Here is a 19,779-nt window from a genome sequence, read left to right as displayed (position 1 = left end):
CCTTCTAAGACAAGACACCTGCTGGCCATTCCCCTGCGATGATCTAAAAAATACACCCCGCACTGGCAAGCAAGTCTTGCAGCGCGGGGTGTTCTGTTTGGATGTAGCAAATCATTCACTCCAGCACATAATCACAATCCATCGCATCATCGGCATAACTGGAATTTCCCGTGTATACCGTCGGGATGGGCTGTACTCGTTCCGTGCTCTCGGCGGTGCCAGCCAAAGCGATATTGACAGAAACCGGCAATACAAAAAGGATTGCTGCTGCGATGCCGATCAGGATATTCTTCTTCGTCATGATAATCACTCTCCATTTCTCCTATGATGCATGTATCTGTTTTCAGAGCTCTTTTCTTTTGACATCTTTATTATGACATGGAGAAGGCGATTTGAAAAACGGATAAATCCGATAAATCCATCGGTTAAACCGATTGGTTTTTCGACAGAGGTGCGGTACAATTGTATGGCAGCCACAACATAACGTCTGATAGGAGATGATTCCATGACGATTCAGCAAATGCGCTATTTCCTGGTCGTCTGCCGGCTTCAGAACATCACACATGCCGCAGCAGAGCTGCACATCGCCCAGTCGACACTGAGCCAGGCCATGCAGACCATCGAAGATGAGACAGGGCTCAATCTCTTCCTGCGCGCCGGCCGCACGATCCGGATCAGCCAGGACGGACAGAAGCTCTATCAGAAAGTCACCGCGCTCCTGCGCGAGGTCGATGCATTCGAAGACGGCGTGCGCGAGATGAGTTGCCGTCACGGCAAGATCAGCCTCGCCATCCCGCAGCAGCAGGCCTCCTTCTTGATCCCGCGCCTGCTTCACACCTTCCAGCACGAACACCCGGAGATACAGCTCGACATCGTCGAGCCGTACGGGGTGGAAGCGGCCCGTTTCGTGCAGGAGGAAAAAGTCGATCTCGCCGTCGTCAACTACGACGGCTCCACGCTTCCCGACCTCCAGTATCGGCGCATCGACTCTCGTCCTGTCAAATTCATCGCCTGGCCCGGCCATCCACTGGCAGACCGCCCGAGCATCAGCCTGGCCGAAGCCGCCCAGGAGCCGCTTGTCCTGCTGTCGGAGGAGTTTTTCGTTACGCGGCTCCTCATGCACACCTTCGCCGCGGCGCACATCGAGCCAAATGTCGCCTACTACTCGCCGCACCTCTCTACGCTCTACAGCCTCCTGCGCACCCACACGGCCCCCAGCATCCTCTTTGAGCAGGCCGTCACCGCTCTTTCCGATATCGTCACGATCCCGTTTGACACGCCGCTCTCGCTGACGAGCTGTATCATCACCAAAAAGAGCCGCCAGATCTCAAAAGACCAGCGGCTCGTCATGAAATTCATCCGTCAGCAGCTGCTTGCCCGCCAGGCAATGCCCTGAACACGAATTTATTTTTCAGCAGAGGCATGATTCACAGAATGGACGATGGTGCTCTGCCGCACGCCCGGATGAGGCGTGCGGTATTTTCTTCGTCGTACTCGATCTGCTCCGACCAGCGGCGCACGGCCTCGGGCAGATCCTCTGTCTCGGCGGCCAGCAGGTAGATGAAGACGACGTTGAAGCGCGCGTAGCGGCAAAGCGCCTCCATGCCATACCGCTCGGCCTTGTCGAGCTGGCGGTAGAGGACATAGGAAACAAGCTTCTCTGCCGCATCCGCTCCCTGCGCAGCGAGAAGTTTCGCATAGCGCGGCAGCAGCTTATGGCAGTCCAGGCGCAGGGCTGTGAGCTGCTGTGGCCAGGCGTCATCGATGGGTTCCGTATCCTTCATTTGCGCGAGCAGGAACGAGAACTGCGCGAGCGTCAGGCGAGCGGGCGGCAGCAGCCATTCGCGCGGTACCGCCTTGCCGAGGAATGCCAGCAGCGCGCCAAAGTCAAAGGACTGACTCTCGCCCTCCGCCCGCAGGCGCAAGCTGTCAACCGCGAGCAGCAGTTCGACCGCCTTCTCGCAGGCCAGGCCAAAGCCCGCAAGCTCGACACCGCCACTCATGATGAAGAAGCGCGGATGCATCGTGCAGACTTCGCATAGCGCCTCCTCGCCAATCTCGCGAATGAGGCGGCAAAGGCCGTCCGCGCGCAGGAAGGGGCAGTGCTCATCCGCCGTCAGGTGGAAGGCGTGCGTGCCGTCTGCCTGCACGTCGATGTTCGCGCGCAGCGCTTCACCCAAGGGGTCGTCCAGCGATGCATAATACGCCGCCGTCGCCTCGTCGATATCGATCTCCCAGCCGCGGCAGCAGCTATGCTGGCAGCGGTCGGCCTTGCAGGCGAAATCCTCTGCAAAGTCAGGCCAGACCGTGACGATTTCCTGCGGCTCACTCATAGCGTGTATCGATCACGCGCTTCGTCTTCTTCTCGGAGCGCGGCAGAACACCGATCTCGACGACCTTGACGAGCGGCGTGAAGCCAATGCGGCTCTTGACGCGCTCAGCGATGCGCTTCGCGAGGTCGAGGAAGTCGACACTGCCGTTCGTCTCGACGTAGAGGCGCATCGTGTCCTTGCCGTCGAGATGCGAAATGTGCATCTGGTATTCGCTCGAGACCTCGGGGAAGGTCTTGAGGATCTCCTCGATCTGGCTCGGGAAGAGGTTGACGCCCTTGATCTTGACCATGTCGTCCGTGCGGCCCTGGATCGTGTCGAGGCGCGGGAACTTGCTGCCGCACGGGCAGTCGCCCGGCAGGATGCGCGAGAGGTCGTGCGTGCGGAAGCGGATGAGCGGCGCCCCCTCTTTGCGCAGCGTCGTGATGACGATCTCGCCCCACTCGCCGTCGGGCAGGTTCTCACCCGTCTGCGGGTCGATGATCTCGATGTAGACGAAGTCATCCCAGTAGTGGATGCCGTCGTGCGCGTCGCAGCTGATGCCGATGCCCGGGCCGTAGACTTCCGTCAATCCGTAGATGTCGTAGGCGTCGATGCCGAGCTTCTCGCAGATGGACTTCCTCATCTTCTCGCTCCAGCGTTCCGAGCCGATGATGCCCTTGCGCAGGTGGATCTTGTCCTTGATGCCGCGCTTCTCGATCTCCTCGGCCAGCAGCAGTGCATAGGAGCTCGTCGCACAGAGGACTGTGCTCTCCATGTCCATCATCATCTGCAGCTGCTTCTCCGTGTTGCCCGGGCCCATCGGCACGGCCATGGCGCCGAGCTTCTCGCAGCCGGCCTGGAAGCCGATGCCGGCCGTCCAGAGGCCATAGCCCGGCGTGATCTGCACGCGGTCGCGATTCGTCACGCCTGCCATCGCGTAGCAGCGCGCAAACTGCGTGGCCCAGTCCTCGACGTCCTTGGCCGTATACGGGATGATGACGGGCTTGCCCGTCGTGCCCGACGAGGAGTGCATGCGCACGATCTTCTCCTCGGGCACGCTCATGAGCCCGAGCGGATAGGCGTCGCGGAGGTCCTTTTTCTCCGAGAACGGCAGTTTCTTGAAGTCCTCCGGAGAGGATACGCCGTCGATGCCGTGCTCGCGCAGGCGCTTGCCGTAGAAGCTGTCTGCGTGGAGGAGCTGGGCGATGCGCTCATTGACGAGCGCGAGCTGTTCATTCGAGATTTCCATAAAAATACCTGCCTTTATCTTCGACAAATCCACACATCCGTCACGGACGAGCCAACTCAAACGCATAGCGCAGGGCTTTCTCGTTGAGCGCAACGAACTTCGGCTTGACCTTCTCGCGGATGGCTTCGAGCACATCTTCTTCCGTCAGGAAGTCAAGCGCACCGCTCTCGAGAGCCGCGCCGAGCATGATGACGTTGAGCGTCTTCGGGTTGCCGATCGTCTCGACGGCCTCCTGACCGTCGAGGACGAGGACATGCGCCGCGTTCTCCCGGAGATAAGCGACCATCTCCGCCCCCGTGTAATCCGTGCCCTTGAGCGCCGCCGTAACGGGCATGATGGGATGCGAGTTGACGACGACCATGCCGTCCTTCTTGAGGTACGGCAGCATGCGCACGGCCTCCGCCGGCTCGAAGGCCAGCAGGAGGTCTGCCGTGCCGCGCCGTATCATCGGGCTCCTGACGCCCTCGCCGATGCGCAGGTGGCTGAAGACAGCGCCGCCCTTCTGGGCCATGCCGATCGTCTCCGCGCTCATGACGGGCAGCCCTTTCTTCATCGCGGCCGCCGCGATGAGCTTCGAGGCGAGCACCGTGCCCTGTCCGCCGACGCCCGTCAGGATGATATTCTTCTGCATCATTTTGCGCTCCCTTCTCGTTTCTCAAACGATGTGACCTCGATGGCATCGAACGGGCAGATGTCCGCGCAGATGCCGCAGCCCGTGCACTGTGAAGCGTCGACCATGATCTTGCCGTCCTCGACGACGATGCCGGGGCAGCCAATCTCGCGGATGCACTTCTTGCACTTGCGGCAAGCGTCCTGAAGGACCTCGGCCTTGCCGAGCGGCTTGACGATCGCGATGCACGGCGACTTGAAGATGATGGCCTTAACGCCTGGCTCAGCTGCCACATCCTTGACGGCTTTGATGGCTGCCTCGAGGTCGAGCGGATCGACCGTGCGCACCGTCTTGACGCCGATGCCCTTGAGCGTCTCTTCGATGGAGACCTTGTCGACGATCTGGCCCATCATCGTATGGCCCGTGCCCGGATGCGGCTGATGGCCCGTCATGGCCGTCGTCGAGTTGTCGAGGATGCAGACTGTGAGATCCGCCTGATTGTAGACACCGTTGACGATGCCCGTGATCGACGAGGCGAAGAAGGTCGAATCGCCGACAAAGGCAAAGCATTTCATGCCGGGCGTCACGGCACCGATGCCCTGCGCGATGTCGATGCCCGCACCCATGCAGAGGCAGGTGTCGACCATGTCGAGCGGCATGGCATTGCCGAGCGTGTAGCAGCCGATATCGCCGCAGAAGACGCTCTTCTGGCCCTTCATCGCGCGCTTGACCGCGTAAAATGAAGCGCGGTGCGGGCAGCCGGCACAGAGGACCGGCGGGCGCACGACGGAGACGGGCGGCTCCGGCAGCGCCGAGGTCTCCGCCTTCGGCCATCCCATAAAGGCGGCGATGTCATCGTAGACCGTATCACGCGTGTTCTCGCCGGCCCGCTTGACATCGCCCGTGAGCTTGCCGCGAATCTTGACGGGCAGCTGGTACTTGCCGCAGAGGAAGATGAGCTCGCGCTCGATGACGGGGTCGAGCTCCTCGATGCAGAGCACCTCGTCGAGCCCCTGCAGGAACTCCACCGCCAGCTTCTCGGGGAACGGGAAGGGCGTCGCGACCTTGAGCACGCGCGGCATTTCTCTCGCCTCATCCGCCCGCTCTGCGAGCGTCTCCGCGACGTACGAGTAGCTGACGCCCTGCGTCGCGATGCCGCGGCGGCACGAAGCACCGCCCAGCTCCAGCTGATTGCGTGCATACGACGAGAATACCTCACCAAGCTCTTCATTGCGCTGCTCGATTGCCTGATGCGCCCGGTACGAGAGGCGCGGAAAGATGACCCAGCGCGCCGGATCGCGCTCGAAGCCTTCCGGCTCATGGACGCAGTACTCGCTTTCATCCTTAACCGTGATGGAGGCATAGCCGTGGTCGATGCGCGTCGTCGGGCGCAGGAAGACAGGCGTGTGGTAGCGCTCCGAGAAGTCGAACGCTTCCTGGATCATCTCGTACGCTTCCTGCACGCTCGAAGGATCGAAGCACGGCACCTTGGCAAACGAAGCGAAGTGGCGCGTATCCTGCTCCGTCTGCGAGGAAATCGGCCCCGGATCGTCGGCGACGAGCACGACGAGACCACCCTTGACGCCGAGATACTCAAGGCTCATCAAAGGGTCCGAGGCGACGTTGAGGCCGACCTGCTTCATCGTCACAAGTGCGCGGGCACCCGACCAGGCAGCGCCCGCCGCCACTTCCATGCCGGCCTTCTCATTCGTCGACCACTCCACGTGGATCTTGCCATCCGGATTTTGTCGGGCAACCGTCTCGAGGACCTCCGTCGAAGGCGTGCCCGGATAGCCGGCGACGACATTGACGCCGGCTGCAACAGCCCCCATGGCAATGGCCTCATTGCCCATCAGATATTCTACATGCATAGCTTTCTCTCCCCAATTGCGATAATACTCCTCTATTATACTATGTGACACGACAAGATGCCACCTGTCGTAGATACATTTTACAACAGGTGGCATCTTATCATTCTGGTATGTCTCTCTTATGTCATTGTCTGCTCACTCATCAGCAGGTGCGAGGTAATTCTCCTCATCGTCCCAGTCGTCCGGCATGCCCTTGACGATGAGCACGGGGCAGTGTGCCTGCTGCAGGACGTAGTGGGAGACCGAGCCGACAAGCATGCTCCGGAACGTGCCAAAGCCGCGCGAGCCCATGATGATGAGGTCGCTCTGCTCCTCGTCGGCCACATCGCAGATGACTTCGCTTGGATTGCCGACCTCAACGCGCGTCCTCGCCTTGATCTCCGGCGGGACGACATGCATGAGATCCGCGAGGAACTGGTATGCCGCGATCTTGAGTTCTGCCGGCACGTAGCCGCTGAGGCTGACCTGTTCAAAGGCCGCCACATGCTTGTTGAGATCGACGACCATGAGGACCGTCAGGTGAGCCCCCGTCATGGCCGCGATCTGGATGGCCTCATTGACAGCCCGGAATGCCTGTCCCGAGCCGTCCGTCGGCACGAGGATGCGGTCGCAGCGAATGGTCTGCGGCTTCCGGTGCTGGATTTCCTCGATCAGCTCTTCTCTTTTCATCGTGATTCCTCCTTATTCCGCCGGTCCGGCAGCCGCGCTCTCATTGAGGCGCATCTGCTGCAGCTTCTGACGGTGAAGCTCGTCCTGCGCCTGGCGCTTCAGCAGCGCGCGCCGCGCCGAGAAGAATTTCGCGCAGAACAGGATGAGCGCGACGGCCATGTAGATCAGGAAGGCGCCGAACTCCTTCGAGATGTCGCCAAAGCCTGCGCCGCGCGAGATGATGTCGCGCACGAAGTGATATTCCCAGGTCAGCGGAAAGAGATGCGATGCGGCGACGACCCAGTCCGGATAGAAGGAGATCGGGCCCGTCGGCCCGCCGAAGATGAAGCCGCCCGGGATGAACAAGATCATGCGCGAGGACGCAATGCCCGGATTCGCCGCCGTCCAGCCGAACAATGTGCTCAGCGTGCCGACCGTCATGACGTAGAAGATCTGGACGGCGAGGAACAGTAGCAGGCTACCCGAGAACGTCATATCGCCCAAGAGGCGCAGGATGGCCATGCCGAAGACGAAGGAGACGATGAGGCAGGCACCGTACGGCACGAGGCGCACGAGGATGTCCCACGGCGTGCCCTCGAGCAGGATTTTGTCGAGCTGATGCGAGAGGCGCAGCCGCGGCACCATGCCGATTGTCGCGAACGTGAAGAACATCGAACCGAAGAAGAACAGGAAGCCCTGCACCTCGACATTGTAGTTGGAACCGTTCGGATTGAAGAGATTGCGGTCTGCCAGCCCGATCGTGCCGTTCAGGCTGTCGTTCGTGCTGCCCGGGTCACCCTGTGCCGCCGCATTGTCGAGGCCGATGAGCTCATTGAGCGCGACCTTGATATCCGAGGTCTGCGCCGTATTCGTATTGTCGTAGAACACGCCGATGTTGCTCGCTGCTCCCGTGTAGCGGTCCTTCTCGAGCCCGCGCGGGAAATAAACGACGGCGACCGCTTGGTCGCGGTAGAAGAGCGTCGTGGGGTCGACCGGCGTGTTGAGCACCGTCGTGACTTCCATGTACTCTGAGGCATCGATGCGGCTCGTGAGCTCATGGCTGTAAGCCGAGTTATCGAGGTCAATGACCGCCACCTTCGCATCATTCGAGATATTGCTGCTGAGCATCGTGCCGAGCACGATGCAGACGACGGCCGCGACCATCAGGCAGACCTTCTCGTACGGCATGCCCTGTCCCGAGAACAGGAAACGGATCTCATCTCTTAGTGAATTCACGTTCATTCACCCCAATCGTCATGCCTGGCATCACGCCGTCCTGCGGCTCCACGTAAATGCGGACCTGGAAGGCCGTGAGGTCGGCCTGTCCCTTCTCGCGCGACTGCTTGAGGTCGGCAAAGCCCGGGGCCTTCGTCAAGAGGCGGATCGTCCCCGGCACAGACTTGTCGCCCGCGACCGTGCGGCCCGTGATCGTATCGCCCTCAGATATGCCCTGCGCTTGCTTCTCGCTGATGTAGATGTCGTAGTAGCTGCGGTCGCTCTCCAGGAGCACGACAGGCGTGCCAGCGGCGACCATCTCGCCCTCCTTCGCGAGGACCTTGATGACGCGGCCGTCCTCCGGCGCGCGCAGCGTCAGGCGCTCCTTCTGGACTTCGAGCTGCTTGAGCTGCACGACGAGCGCCTGCTTCTGCTGCGTGAGCGCATCGATGTCGTTGCTCATATTGCCCGCCGCTTCGCGCTGCTGCGCGATGGTCGGCAGGCTTATGGAATCTGTATTGCCCGTATCCTGCGCGCCCGACAGCAGCTTATCGAGGAGCTGCTGCTGCTGTGTGACATTGGCCTCCGCGACATTCAGGGCCATCTCCGCATCGTCGAGCTGCGACTTCGCGATAGCACCGGCATCGAGCAGCGCCGACTTGCGGTTGTAGTCGATCTGGCTGTTCTTGAGCGTGGCCTGCGCCGCCGAGACGGCTGCGCGCTGCTGGTCGATCTGGCGGAAGCTCTGCTGTTCATCCGAGTCCGCCTTCATGTAGTTGACCGACTGCGTGCCGCCCGTCGAGCGGATCTGCGCGTCGAGCTGCGCAATCTGCGCCTTCGTGCGCTCGATCGAGAGGTCCGTATCCGTCGAGTCAAGCTCCATGATGACATCGCCGGCCTTGACCGTGTCACCCTCCTTGACCGCCTCCTTGAGCAGGCGGCCGCTCACGCTGTCGAATGACATCTTGACCTGTTCTGCCGTCAGGATGCCTTCTTTCTTCTCCATGCCAATCGCCACGGCATCATTGCCCTTGTAGAGCAACAGTAGTCCCGCCACGATGAGCACCGCGATAAAGATAGCCCCTGTGCGCAGGGCCTTTTGTCTCGTATTCATGTGTCAAATCCTCACTTTCGTCTTCTCTCTCATGCGTGTACCCGGCCCGACATCTTCTTGAGCAGGTGGATGAGCTCTTTCTGCTCTGCCTCACTCAGGCGTTCCATGAGCTTCGTGACGCGCAGATAATGCGGCGGCAGGATCTCATTCATGAATGCCCGCCCTTTCTCTGTCAGACAGACGATCTTGGCCCTGGCATCGTCGGGTGACGGCTTTGTCACAATCATGCCATCGCGCTCCATGCGCATGAGCATGTTGCTGATCGTCGCCTTTGTCACCCCAATCTTCGCGGCAATCTCAGACGGCGCAATGCCCTGCGGATTCTGGTGCAGGACGATGAGCAGGCAGAATTTCCCCTCCGACAGATGGTACTCCTTCTGCAGGACGTCGAGGATGCTCGCCTGGACTTCATCACTGGCTTGCTTGATCTCGAGCATAGCGATGACGGCCGCCGGATTGATTTCCGGCACAGTTTTCTTATGTGCCTCGAGTTCCTCCCAGCTCGGTATGAGTTCTCGCTTCATGATTCTCCTCCATTTAGTTAGCTTGCTAACTAATAGTATAGAGCTTATGCACACAAATGTCAAAAAGAGCTGCTGCGCGAGCAGCAACTCTTTCCTTCCCCGTTTCATGATTTCTTTTTCCAGCGGTCCAGCAGTGCGGCGATGATGTCCTCGTAGAAGTCCGACTGGTCCTGCGGATAGGCCATGTGCATCTCGACGAACAGCGTGCAGCTGCGCTGGCCAAAGCTGTGGATGGCCTCGATGCCCGTGCGCAGGCGCTGGCCGAGGTCGCGCACCTCCTCCTGCGAGGTATACTGGCTGAACACCAAGAACTGATTCCTGTCAAAGCGGCCGGATGCGCCGACAGGGCCCACGATGCGCCGGATCTCGTCTGCGATGCAGCCGAGCAATTCGTTGCAAGCCTCCTCGCCGTAACGGCGCAAGAGCCTGTCAATGGCGCGAATGCGGATGAAGACCGCGACGAAATTGCGATGGCCGAACCGGTACTCATCGAGGTACTGCGCGAGCAGGAACAGCAGTCCCTTGACATTGGCGAGTCTCGTCACGCGGTCGACAAAGAGGGCCTCGTGCGACTGCTGCTGCGCTGCTGCACATGAGCCAGTGCCTCCGCAGAGACGAAGTAACCCATGAGGCCCGCGATATTCCCCTGCACATCGTAGACCGGCCACTTCGTTGCGAGGATATTGCGCTGCACGCCGCGCGCCAAGCACTGCCCTGGCACGTCGCGGATCGTGAGGCCCTTCTCGAGCACATCGTGCTCATCGCGCTCAAACGGCTCGGGATGGACGTGCCAGTTCATGTCCTCATCCGTTCTTTCCAGGAGCTCCCGCACGGAATCGAAGTCGTAGAAGTCCAGGAACTTCTGGTTGACGCCGCGGAAGCGACGCTGATTGTCCTTCCAAAAGGCCGGCAGCGGGAAGCCCGTGATGAAGTTCTTCCAGAGCAGCTCCATGCTGTCTTCCGCGCCGTCTGACGGCAGGACGTACTGCGCGCGGCACTTCTCTTCGTAATGCGACATGTCCTGCGCATCCGACACACGCACGACACAGAAGTAGATGTCCTGCTCGCTGCTGGCGATGCGCGCGATGCGGTGCGTCTTCCAGATCAGCGTGCCGTCCGGCCCCTTCGTGCGGAATGCCTCGACGATGCTGCCGAGCTTCGACGCAGCCACGCGCTCCGGGATGGTCTTGAAGTCGAAGAAGTCGGCAAAGCGCTTGCGATCGGCATGGTAGATGGACTGCTCCGCGTACTCGGCCAGTGCTTGCCCGAGCGGCAGCTTGTGGAGCCCAGACCGCAACTGCGGCTGTGTCAGCTCGATGATCTCGTGTTTCGTCAAGTTGATCGTCGCCACCTTGTCGTAAAGGTAGAATAGGTTGCGCAGGAAGTACGCCGGCCGGAACAGATCGCCCTCGTGCGCGATCTTGTGCAGGCGGCAGTCTACGGCGAGCAGGCAGCGGCCGCTGTAGGAGATGACGCGGTGGCAGTCCATCATGACGAAGTCGCCGTTCAAGGGATACGCGAGCTCCTCGTCCTCGCCATTGAGCATGACGCGGTGCAGGCCGCGGCGCAGGTAGCGCATGGAAGGCTGCGTGTAGGTATTCAGTGCTTTTTCCCACTGCTTGTACTTCTCTGCATCCCCCTGCCAGAAGAGCTCGCAGCTCTTCTGGTTGGCAAACAAGATGTGGTAGGCATGGTCGCGATACTCGATGAGCAGCAGCGCATGCCCCGTGAGGAAGTCGACCTCCATGATGGCATCATAATAGGCCTTCCAACAGCCCAGTTCGACCGTGATGTCCTTCTCGAGGCAGTTGTGTATCGTCTCGTCGTAGGGGCGCGGCCGTCCGAGATAGTAGCCCTGGATTTTCTCGCAGCCGATCTCGCGCAGGAACTCGAACTGCTCCTGCGTCTCGACGCCCTCCGCGAGCGTCCGGTTGCCGATGCGCTTGTCCATCGAGATAATCGAGATGATGATGTCGCGCGCCCGCTGCGTGTCGCTCTTGAGGAACGCCATATCCATCTTCAGGAGGTCGAAGCGCTGATCCTTGAGGAACTTGAGGCTCGAGTACCCGCTGCCGAAGTCATCCATCCAGATCTCGTAGCCAGCCGCGCGGAAGCGGTCGAGCACCTCGCCGATCTTCTTGTTGCGGTCGGTCAGGATGTTCTCGACAATCTCGAGGTGCAGGAGGTCGCGCGGCACATTGTACTTGCGCACGGCGCGTTCGACAATCGCGAAGATGTCGCAGTTGATGAAGTCGAGACGCGAGAGGTTCAGCGAGACTGGCACCGACGGCAGTCCTGCCTTCCTGACGCGCGCCTGATTGCGGCAGACCTCTTCGATGAGGAAGGCGTCGAGCTTGTGGATGAGATTGTGCTGTTCGAGGATGCTGATGAAGAAAGGCGGCGTCAAGAAGCCCCAGTTCGGGTCATCCCAGCGCGCGAGGCCCTCCATCGCGCAGAGCTGCCCCGAGATCGTGCGCACGATGGGCTGGTAGTGCACCCTCACCCAGTGCTTCTCGATGGCCTCATCGAGGTGCTCGATGACGTATGACGGCGGCATGTCAATCTGCCTGCGCTTTTTCCTCATTTAATCTTCACCAACTCATACGAGCGCGTGCCCATGCCGATCTTCTCGCCGTGCTCGAGCGTCTCTTTCCAATGGATGTTCGGGTTGTTGTCGAGGAAGTGGTCGTGGTGATGATGCCAGTCCGGTTTCGCGAGATTGTCCGAGAGCTGGCTGTTCGGCAGCGGCGTCGCCTTGAGGCAAGCGTCAGCACAGGCCTGGTCGAGTGCGACGGGGTCAAACGAGGCGAACATGCCCTGGTCCGGCAGAATCGGCGCATCGTTCTCGCCATGACAGTCGCAGTTCGGCGAGATGTCGCGCACGATGTTGATGTGGAAGCACGGGCGGTCCTGTACGACGGCCTGTGCGTACTCCGCCATCTTGCGGTCGAGCAGATCACCAGCATCCCACTGCTCGTTGCGGATGGCATCGTACGAGCAGGCACCGATGCAGCGGCCGCAGCCCTTGCAGAGGTCTTCATGGATCACAGCCTTGTTGTTCTCGTAGGTGATGGCATCCGAGCCGCACTCCTTTGCGCACTTGCGGCAGCCGCGGCAAAGCTCTTCGTTGACGACGCACTTGCCCGATGAATGCTGCTCCATCTTGCCAGCGCGGCTGCCGCAGCCCATGCCGATGTTCTTAATGGCGCCGCCAAAGCCCGTCGCCTCATGGCCCTTGAAATGCGAGAGGCTGATGAAGACGTCGGCATCCATGATGGCGCGGCCGATCTTGGCCTTCTCGATGTACTCGCCGTTCTTGACCGGCACCTCGACATCATCCGTACCGCGCAGGCCGTCGCCGATGATGATCTGGCAGCCTGTCGTCACCGTGTTGAAGCCGTTGAAGTTCGCGCAGTCCATGTGCTCGAGCGCGTGTTTGCGGCTGCCCGGATAGAGTGTGTTGCAGTCCGTCAGGAAGGGCATGCCGCCCTGCTCCTTGACGAGGTCAGCGACGACCTTCGCGTACTGCGGGCGAAGATACGCCATGTTGCCGAGCTCACCAAAGTGCATCTTGATCGCGACGAACTTGCCGTCCATGTCAATCTTCTTGATGCCAGCAGCGAGGCAGAGTGCCCGGAGCTTCTGCATGATATTGCGGCCGACCGGCACGCGGAAATCCGTGAAATAAACTTTTGCCTTGTCCATGATTACCCTCCTGAAAGACCTGGTAGACACAAAATACATATAAAAAGGAGGCTCTGCGCCTCTCGTTTTTACTGTTTGATATGATGAAATTAATTTCGACAGCCTGCACCGATTTTCCTGTTTGGACAAAAATAAATAACCATCAGCAGCTTTCTCGTCACCGCTGATGGTTATCTGTGAGATAGTAACCTTCCGATCGTGTTGTTCATGTCATGCATGGGATACACTGTGTTCCACTTGGACTCGTTAACTAGCCCATTGGACTCTCCTCCATCCTGAGTAAGTAAATCGGCTGTCTGGAAAGGGTGAACCTGACCTTTCCTTGGCTTATCTTTATTGTACAGGATGACGGGCTAAAAGTCAAGATAGTTTTCAGAGAATTTTATGTATTCTGTGTTACGAATACTGTATCGAGATCGCGCAGCGTCGCGAACTGCAGGTAGGCCACAGCTTCTAGAGGCGTCATGCGGCGGTCCGTCGTGCTCTTCGAGACAACTGTGATGAAAGTTCCCTGCGCATCGTAGACAGATGTCTCGAGGACGACGCGGACGGTATCGGCCTCATCGCGGCTCCGCTTGACCGATACATGCTGGCGCACGGCGTAGCGGCATTGCGCGGCGCGCGCCTCAGCGATCAGTCCATCCATATCTGCGCCACGCTGTCCATCACTCTGCACGGTACAGGGCGCATAACGGGTCTGCCAGGCCCCCTGCAGGATGCGGATGTCGGCCGCATCATCTCCCGCAACAAGCGGGTCAAGGTCGAGCTGCGGCACTGCGACAAAGATCCCACCGCGAGCGGCCAGCGAACGGCTCTCGAGCATGTCGCCATCGCCCACCTCATCCTCGCTGAAGTAGAGGCGCAAGGCTCTGTCGAGATAGACAACCATTGCGTGCTCGAAGCGCGCCGAGCTGCGATCCTGCTTCCACGCCACGCGCTCTCCGAACTGCACGTAGCGCGTGCCGAGCGACTGCAATGCCGCCGCCACAGGATCGCCATCCATGACGATGCGCGTGAGCTGCATGCGCTTCTCGTAATACCTTGCAAAAGCCACATTGCCGACAGCCGGTGAGCCGAACGTGATGACGCGCAGCTGCTCGGGCCGCACGCCCATATCACTGAGCCGTGCGGCCGTCAGGATGGCAGCTGCACCGCCGAGACTGTGCCCCGTCAGGTAGAGCACCTCTGTTGGATGCGCACGGAGCTCCTGCGCGAGGTGCTCGCCCATCGTCTCACACGCTCCACTGCCCGCAAGATCGACAGGCTCATGGAAGAGCGCCGTCATCGTGTAATCGTCAAAGCCCTTGTGAACGAGCGGATACGATGTCGCATGACGGTCCTGCTGCGCAACATCGCGGAATTCCTCGACGCTTGAGCCACCAAACGGTACCGAGCGCGTGCGCAGGTCCACCTTGGCGTCCTTGGCGTTCTCCGTGCCGGGGAAGGCGAGCAGCACAGCGCGATGGCCATCAGGCATCTCCTTTGTCACGAGATGATAGCGCCCCTGTGCCAAAGACGTCGCTGTCGTCTGACTCTGGAACTCCCAGCCCGTCTCTGCGAGCCACTCGCGCGCGAGCAAGCTGAGTTCGTCGGAGTACGAGGCCATCGCCACAAGCGAAGAGAGAAGCTCGAGTTCCTGCTCGCCCGTAGCCGTCATGGCCCGCGCCGGGCAGAGCAAGCCCAGTACCAGCACAAGAGGAAGCAGCAAAGTCGCCAGAGCGTGTCGCATCATGATTTCCCTCCAAACAGAAGATATCGAGATACAGAAAAAGCCCAGATAAAATCTGAGCTTGTACTTTCAAATGGTGCGGTCGATGGGACTTGAACCCATACGTCTTGTGAACACTACCCCCTCAAAGTAGCGCGTCTGCCAATTCCGCCACGACCGCGAGATATGGTGCGGTCAAGAGGACTTGAACCTCCAAGGTGTTGCCACCACTAGCGCCTGAAGCTAGCGCGTCTGCCAATTCCGCCATAACCGCATGATATGTAATTTTATGAAAACAGCACCAGGTGCTGCTTTAAGCAAATGGTGCGGTCGATGGGACTTGAACCCATACGTCTTGTGAACACTACCCCCTCAAAGTAGCGCGTCTGCCAATTCCGCCACGACCGCATGATACAATATGAAGATTTTTGATGGTGCGGTCGAGAGGACTTGAACCTCCATGATGTTGCCATCACTAGCGCCTGAAGCTAGCGCGTCTGCCATTCCGCCACGACCGCATAATATGAAAATGAGAGGTATTGATACAATTGGTGGTGCCGAGGACCGGAATCGAACCGGTACGGTTGTTTCCAACCGACGGATTTTAAGTCCGTTGCGTCTGCCAGTTCCGCCACCCCGGCAGTATCAAATTGCTGACTAATGGAGCGGGTGATGGGAATCGAACCCACGTGATCAGCTTGGAAGGCTGGAGCTCTACCATTGAGCTACACCCGCATAATGCAAAGTGGAGCTGGCGAGAGGAATTGAACCCCCAACCTGCTGATTACAAGTCAGCTGCTCTACCAATTGAGCTACACCAGCTTGAAAAATGGTGCCTCAGAGCGGAATCGAACCACTGACACGGGGATTTTCAGTCCCCTGCTCTACCGACTGAGCTACCGAGGCATTTCACAAGTTAGATAATATTATAACACATTACTGTGTAATAAACAAGTGGCGACCCGAATGGGACTTGAACCCATGACCTCCGCCGTGACAGGGCGGCATTCTAACCAACTAAACTACCGGGCCGTATAAAATTAGGTTTTAATGGTGGGCGATAACAGGATCGAACTGCTGACATCTTGCTTGTAAGGCAAGCGCTCTCCCAGCTGAGCTAATCGCCCATAAAATGGTGACCCACCACGGAATCGAACCGTGAACCTACTGATTAAGAGTCAGTTGCTCTGCCAGTTGAGCTAGTGAGTCATGATGATGGTGACGCCAATGGGATTCGAACCCATGAACCCGCCGTGAAAGGGCGGTGTCTTAACCGCTTGACGATGGCGCCAAGAAAAAATCAAGTGGACCTTTATATAAAATGGTGGCTCACCCGGGATTCGAACCCGGGACACCCTGATTAAAAGTCAGGTGCTCTGCCAACTGAGCTAGTGAACCGCACTGGCTGGGGTAGTTGGACTCGAACCAACGAATGCGGGAGTCAAAGTCCCGTGCCTTAACCGACTTGGCTATACCCCAATCACCCCAGGGGTTTGTAAAATTGGCTCCTCGAGCAGGATTCGAACCTGCGACAGCCTGATTAACAGTCAGGTGCTCTACCGGCTGAGCTATCGAGGAATGAAACCGGCAACTTCCTATCCTCCCAGTCCGTCTCCAGACAAGTACTTTCGGCCTCTGAATGCTTAACTACTGTGTTCGGTATGGGAACAGGTGGAACCATTCAGGCATCATCACCGGATATTCTATTTGAATGCTTGCACATTCAAAACTATACAGAAGAAATTACATTTTAGGTCGTCTAGTTAAGCCCTCGACATATTAGTAGTAGTCAGCTTCATGCCTTGCGGCACTTCCACATCTACCCTATCAACCTTGTCTTCTTCAAGGTGTCTTACTAGCTTGTGCTATGAGATACTTCATCTCGGGACGGGCTTCACGCTTAGATGCTTTCAGCGTTTATCCCTTCCGGACGCAGCTACCCAGCTGTGCTTCTGGCGAAACAACTGGTACACCGGCGGTCCGTCCACTCCGGTCCTCTCGTACTAGGAGCAGTCTCCCTCATGTATCTTACGCCCGCGATGGATATGGACCGAACTGTCTCACGACGTTCTGAACCCAGCTCACGTACCACTTTAATGGGCGAACAGCCCAACCCTTGGGACCTGCTTCAGCCCCAGGATGTGATGAGCCGACATCGAGGTGCCAAACCTCCCCGTCGATATGGACTCTTGGGAGAGATTAGCCTGTTATCCCCAGGGTAGCTTTTATCCGTTGAGCGATGGCAATTCCACTCTCATTCCACCGGATCACTAAGCCCTACTTTCGTACCTGCTCGACCTGTATGTCTCGCAGTCAAGCTCCCTTCTGCCTTTATACTCTTCGCGCGATTTCTGTCCGCGCTGAGGGAACCTTTGGACGCCTCCGTTACTCTTTCGGAGGCGACCGCCCCAGTCAAACTGCCCACCTGATACTGTCCTCAGTTTCGTTACTTCTCGAGTTAGATCCCTAGCACATAAAGGTTGGTATCCCAACAGCGACTCTGATAAGCCTGGGGGCCTATCTTCTCCGTCTCCCAACTATCCTGTACGTTACATGCCAAAAATCAATGTCAGGCTGCAGTAAAGCTCCATGGGGTCTTTCTGTCCAGTCGCGGGTAACCTGCATCTTCACAGGTATTTCAATTTCACCGGGTCCCTCGTTGAGACAGTGCCCAAGTCGTTACACCTTTCGTGCGGGTCGGAACTTACCCGACAAGGAATTTCGCTACCTTAGGACCGTTATAGTTACGGCCGCCGTTTACTGGGGCTTCAATTCAAAGCTTCTTCTTGCGAATAACCTCTCCTCTTAACCTTCCAGCACCGGGCAGGTGTCAGCACCTATACGTCAGATTTCTCTTTAGCAGGCACCTGTGTTTGTGGTAAACAGTCGCTTGGGCTTCTCTTCTGCCGCCGACTCCAGCTCCAACCGCGAAGGTCTTCACCAGCTCCGGCCATCCTTCTCCCGAAGTTACGGATGCATTTTGCCGAGTTCCTTAACGAGGGTTTTCCCGCGCACCTTAGGATTCTCTCCCCGCCTACCTGTGTCGGTTTTGGTACGGGTACATGATGTCTCGTTAGAAGCTTTTCTCGACAGTGTAGTACGCTTGAATTTGGATTGTACCGAAGTACGCTCCTATCTATCAGTTCTCGGCCTTGATGCAGGGATTTACCTCTACATCAGCCTACCGCCTTCGACGCGCATTTCCAATCGCGCGCTCAAGCTCCTTGCTGTGTCACTCCATCCTCAAACAACATCATGCAGTACAGGAATTTTCGCCTGTTGTCCATCGCCTATGCTTTATGCCTCGGCTTAGGTCCCGACTTACCCTGAGTCGACGAGCGTTGCTCAGGATCCCTTAGGCTTTCGGTGGATCCGATTCTCACGGATCGTTTCGCTACTCATACCAGCATTCTCACTTCCAAGTCGTCCAGCCGTCCTTCCGGTCTGCCTTCAACCAACTTGGAACGCTCCCCTACCCATGCTTGCGCATGCCGCGACTTCGGTTCTGTACTTGAGCCCCGGATATTTTCGGCGCAGGGCCTCTCGACCAGTGAGCTATTACGCACTCTTTGAATGGTGGCTGCTTCTGAGCCAACATCCTGGTTGTTTTGGAAGTCCTACATCCTTTTCCACTTAGTACAGCATTCGGGACCTTAGTCGGCGGTCTGGGCTGTTTCCCTTTTGAATACGGGTCTTATCACTCGCATTCTGACTCCCAGGCTCTTCTCATGAAGCCATTCGCAGTTTGACTAGGCTCGGTAAGCTTTACGCTCCCTTACCCGATCAGTGCTCTACCGTCTCCATGTGTTACCTGAGGCTAGCCCTAAAGCTATTTCGGGGAGAACCAGCTATCTCCACGTTCGATTGGCATTTCACCCCTATGCACAGCTCATCCCAAAGTTTTTCAACACTCACGGGTTCGGTCCTCCACTCATTTTTACCTGAGCTTCAACCTGGCCATGCATAGATCACTGTGGTTTCGGGTCTAATCCCAGAGACTTCCGCCCTATTCAGACTCGCTCTCGCTTCGGCTCCGCGTCTCCCGCTTAACCTCGCCTCTGAAATTAACTCGCCGGTTCATTCTTCAATAGGCACGCCGTCGCACATATAAAGTGCTTCGACTGCTTGTAGACATACGGTTTCAGGTTCTATTTCACTCCGCTCCCGCGGTTCTTTTCACCTTTCCCTCACGGTACTATGCGCTATCGGTCGTTCCGTAGTATTTCGCCTTGGATGGTGGTCCACCCTGCTTCCCACAAGGTTTCACGTGTCTCGTGGTACTCTGGATACCAGCCCATCAGCTCTGGATTTCGTCTACCGGAGTTTCACCGTCTGTGCTCAACCTTCCCAGATTGTTCGACTATCCCTGACTGACTTGATGCTGGTCCTCAACCCCGGTCGTCCGAAGACGTCCGGTTTGGGCTCTTCCCTGTTCGCTCGCCGCTACTGAGGGAATCTCGTTTGATTACTCTTCCTCCGGCTACTTAGATGTTTCAGTTCACCGGGTGTGCCGTCCATGTCACACATGGATGATACGACATGACTCGTATCGGGTTGCCCCATTCGGAAATCCATGGATCGAAGCCTACTTGCGGCTCCCCATGACTTTTCGCAGCTTATCGCGTCCTTCATCGGCTCGGAACGCCTAGGCATCCACCATATGCCCTTTGTAGCTTAACTATTTGTTATGCCATAGGTTCATATAAATATGATGTCTATGCTTGAATCCTAAAATGTTCGTTCTAACCATTCTGTTCACACTGTCGTGCGACTCGATGATTTCGATACATTTCATTTCTTCTGTGTAGTTTTCAGTGTGCAAT

The 19,779-nt window shown here is 58.0% G+C and carries 14 protein-coding genes, 15 tRNA genes and 2 rRNA genes; 1 reads left to right on the top strand and 30 read right to left on the bottom strand.

Annotation, left to right across the window (positions count from 1 at the left end; genetic code table 11):
* Positions 1 to 115: 115 nt before the first annotated feature.
* Entirely contained in the window at positions 116 to 301 is a 186-nt protein-coding gene (locus QDI87_RS08940; protein WP_155948119.1) for a hypothetical protein, read from the bottom strand.
* A gap of 204 nt (positions 302 to 505) precedes the next feature.
* Here QDI87_RS08940 and QDI87_RS08935 point away from each other — a divergent pair, with 204 nt between their 5' ends.
* Positions 506 to 1,396, top strand: a complete 891-nt coding sequence (locus QDI87_RS08935) for a LysR family transcriptional regulator (protein ID WP_278743031.1) — start codon at positions 506 to 508, stop codon at positions 1,394 to 1,396.
* A 31-nt stretch (positions 1,397 to 1,427) separates the two neighbouring features.
* Here the strand turns inward: QDI87_RS08935 and fliB are convergent, their stop codons facing one another.
* From fliB to QDI87_RS08790, 29 genes are all read right to left on the bottom strand, one after another.
* Complete coding sequence (gene fliB, locus QDI87_RS08930) at positions 1,428 to 2,333, bottom strand: flagellin lysine-N-methylase (RefSeq protein WP_278743029.1); 906 nt, start codon at positions 2,331 to 2,333, stop codon at positions 1,428 to 1,430.
* Entirely contained in the window at positions 2,326 to 3,561 is a 1,236-nt protein-coding gene (locus tag QDI87_RS08925) for a phenylacetate--CoA ligase family protein (RefSeq protein WP_055160909.1), read from the bottom strand. The genes fliB and QDI87_RS08925 overlap by 8 nt, the downstream gene beginning before the upstream one ends.
* Positions 3,562 to 3,601: 40 nt before the next feature.
* Positions 3,602 to 4,195, bottom strand: coding sequence for an indolepyruvate oxidoreductase subunit beta (locus QDI87_RS08920; RefSeq protein ID WP_216597383.1), 594 nt, complete (start codon positions 4,193 to 4,195; stop codon positions 3,602 to 3,604).
* Positions 4,192 to 6,042 carry an indolepyruvate ferredoxin oxidoreductase subunit alpha gene (gene iorA / locus QDI87_RS08915; protein WP_278743026.1) on the bottom strand — a complete coding sequence of 617 codons (1,851 nt, stop codon included), beginning with the start codon at positions 6,040 to 6,042 and terminating at the stop codon, positions 4,192 to 4,194. Before iorA ends, QDI87_RS08920 begins: the two co-directional genes overlap by 4 nt.
* A 135-nt stretch (positions 6,043 to 6,177) precedes the next feature.
* Complete coding sequence (locus tag QDI87_RS08910) at positions 6,178 to 6,711, bottom strand: universal stress protein (protein WP_278743024.1); 534 nt, start codon at positions 6,709 to 6,711, stop codon at positions 6,178 to 6,180.
* Positions 6,712 to 6,723: 12 nt separating this feature from the next.
* A complete protein-coding gene (locus QDI87_RS08905) occupies positions 6,724 to 7,932 on the bottom strand; it encodes an ABC transporter permease (RefSeq protein ID WP_278743023.1) in 1,209 nt (402 codons plus the stop codon).
* The gene (locus tag QDI87_RS08900) at positions 7,907 to 9,019 is read right to left on the bottom strand and encodes an HlyD family secretion protein (RefSeq protein WP_278743021.1); all 1,113 of its coding nucleotides are present in this window, start codon (positions 9,017 to 9,019) and stop codon (positions 7,907 to 7,909) included. The genes QDI87_RS08905 and QDI87_RS08900 overlap by 26 nt, the downstream gene beginning before the upstream one ends.
* A gap of 29 nt (positions 9,020 to 9,048) precedes the next feature.
* Positions 9,049 to 9,543 carry a MarR family winged helix-turn-helix transcriptional regulator gene (locus tag QDI87_RS08895; protein WP_278743019.1) on the bottom strand — a complete coding sequence of 165 codons (495 nt, stop codon included), beginning with the start codon at positions 9,541 to 9,543 and terminating at the stop codon, positions 9,049 to 9,051.
* Positions 9,544 to 9,647: 104 nt separating this feature from the next.
* Entirely contained in the window at positions 9,648 to 10,088 is a 441-nt protein-coding gene (locus QDI87_RS08890) for a GGDEF domain-containing protein (RefSeq protein WP_278743017.1), read from the bottom strand.
* Entirely contained in the window at positions 10,085 to 12,127 is a 2,043-nt protein-coding gene (locus QDI87_RS08885) for a sensor domain-containing phosphodiesterase (protein WP_278743014.1), read from the bottom strand. The genes QDI87_RS08890 and QDI87_RS08885 overlap by 4 nt, the downstream gene beginning before the upstream one ends.
* Positions 12,124 to 13,248, bottom strand: coding sequence for a DUF362 domain-containing protein (locus QDI87_RS08880; RefSeq protein ID WP_211248200.1), 1,125 nt, complete (start codon positions 13,246 to 13,248; stop codon positions 12,124 to 12,126). The genes QDI87_RS08885 and QDI87_RS08880 overlap by 4 nt, the downstream gene beginning before the upstream one ends.
* A gap of 382 nt (positions 13,249 to 13,630) precedes the next feature.
* Complete coding sequence (locus tag QDI87_RS08875) at positions 13,631 to 14,980, bottom strand: lipase family protein (RefSeq protein ID WP_278743011.1); 1,350 nt, start codon at positions 14,978 to 14,980, stop codon at positions 13,631 to 13,633.
* A 71-nt stretch (positions 14,981 to 15,051) separates the two neighbouring features.
* Positions 15,052 to 15,137: transfer RNA gene (locus QDI87_RS08870), tRNA-Leu, on the bottom strand.
* A 6-nt stretch (positions 15,138 to 15,143) separates the two neighbouring features.
* Positions 15,144 to 15,230, bottom strand: a tRNA-Leu gene (locus QDI87_RS08865).
* A 48-nt stretch (positions 15,231 to 15,278) separates the two neighbouring features.
* Positions 15,279 to 15,364: transfer RNA gene (locus tag QDI87_RS08860), tRNA-Leu, on the bottom strand.
* A 24-nt stretch (positions 15,365 to 15,388) separates the two neighbouring features.
* Positions 15,389 to 15,474 (bottom strand) — tRNA-Leu (locus QDI87_RS08855).
* A 34-nt stretch (positions 15,475 to 15,508) separates the two neighbouring features.
* Positions 15,509 to 15,597, bottom strand: a tRNA-Leu gene (locus tag QDI87_RS08850).
* Positions 15,598 to 15,617: 20 nt separating this feature from the next.
* A tRNA-Gly gene (locus QDI87_RS08845) sits at positions 15,618 to 15,691 on the bottom strand.
* 11 nt (positions 15,692 to 15,702) lie between these two features.
* Positions 15,703 to 15,778: transfer RNA gene (locus QDI87_RS08840), tRNA-Thr, on the bottom strand.
* 8 nt (positions 15,779 to 15,786) lie between these two features.
* A tRNA-Phe gene (locus QDI87_RS08835) sits at positions 15,787 to 15,862 on the bottom strand.
* 49 nt (positions 15,863 to 15,911) lie between these two features.
* Positions 15,912 to 15,988: transfer RNA gene (locus QDI87_RS08830), tRNA-Asp, on the bottom strand.
* A gap of 19 nt (positions 15,989 to 16,007) precedes the next feature.
* Positions 16,008 to 16,083, bottom strand: a tRNA-Val gene (locus tag QDI87_RS08825).
* 6 nt (positions 16,084 to 16,089) lie between these two features.
* A tRNA-Lys gene (locus tag QDI87_RS08820) sits at positions 16,090 to 16,165 on the bottom strand.
* 7 nt (positions 16,166 to 16,172) lie between these two features.
* A tRNA-Glu gene (locus tag QDI87_RS08815) sits at positions 16,173 to 16,247 on the bottom strand.
* A 31-nt stretch (positions 16,248 to 16,278) separates the two neighbouring features.
* Positions 16,279 to 16,354: transfer RNA gene (locus QDI87_RS08810), tRNA-Lys, on the bottom strand.
* A gap of 4 nt (positions 16,355 to 16,358) precedes the next feature.
* Positions 16,359 to 16,435, bottom strand: a tRNA-Gln gene (locus tag QDI87_RS08805).
* A 23-nt stretch (positions 16,436 to 16,458) separates the two neighbouring features.
* Positions 16,459 to 16,534, bottom strand: a tRNA-Asn gene (locus QDI87_RS08800).
* Between the two features lie 4 nt (positions 16,535 to 16,538).
* Positions 16,539 to 16,655 (bottom strand): 5S ribosomal RNA (gene rrf / locus QDI87_RS08795).
* 60 nt (positions 16,656 to 16,715) lie between these two features.
* A 23S ribosomal RNA gene (locus tag QDI87_RS08790) occupies positions 16,716 to 19,636 on the bottom strand.
* Positions 19,637 to 19,779 lie beyond the last annotated feature (143 nt).

This window comes from Mitsuokella jalaludinii (assembly GCF_928722185.1).
GTDB lineage: Bacteria > Bacillota > Negativicutes > Selenomonadales > Selenomonadaceae > Mitsuokella > Mitsuokella jalaludinii.
This window is presented reverse-complemented; position numbering and strand designations above follow the sequence as displayed.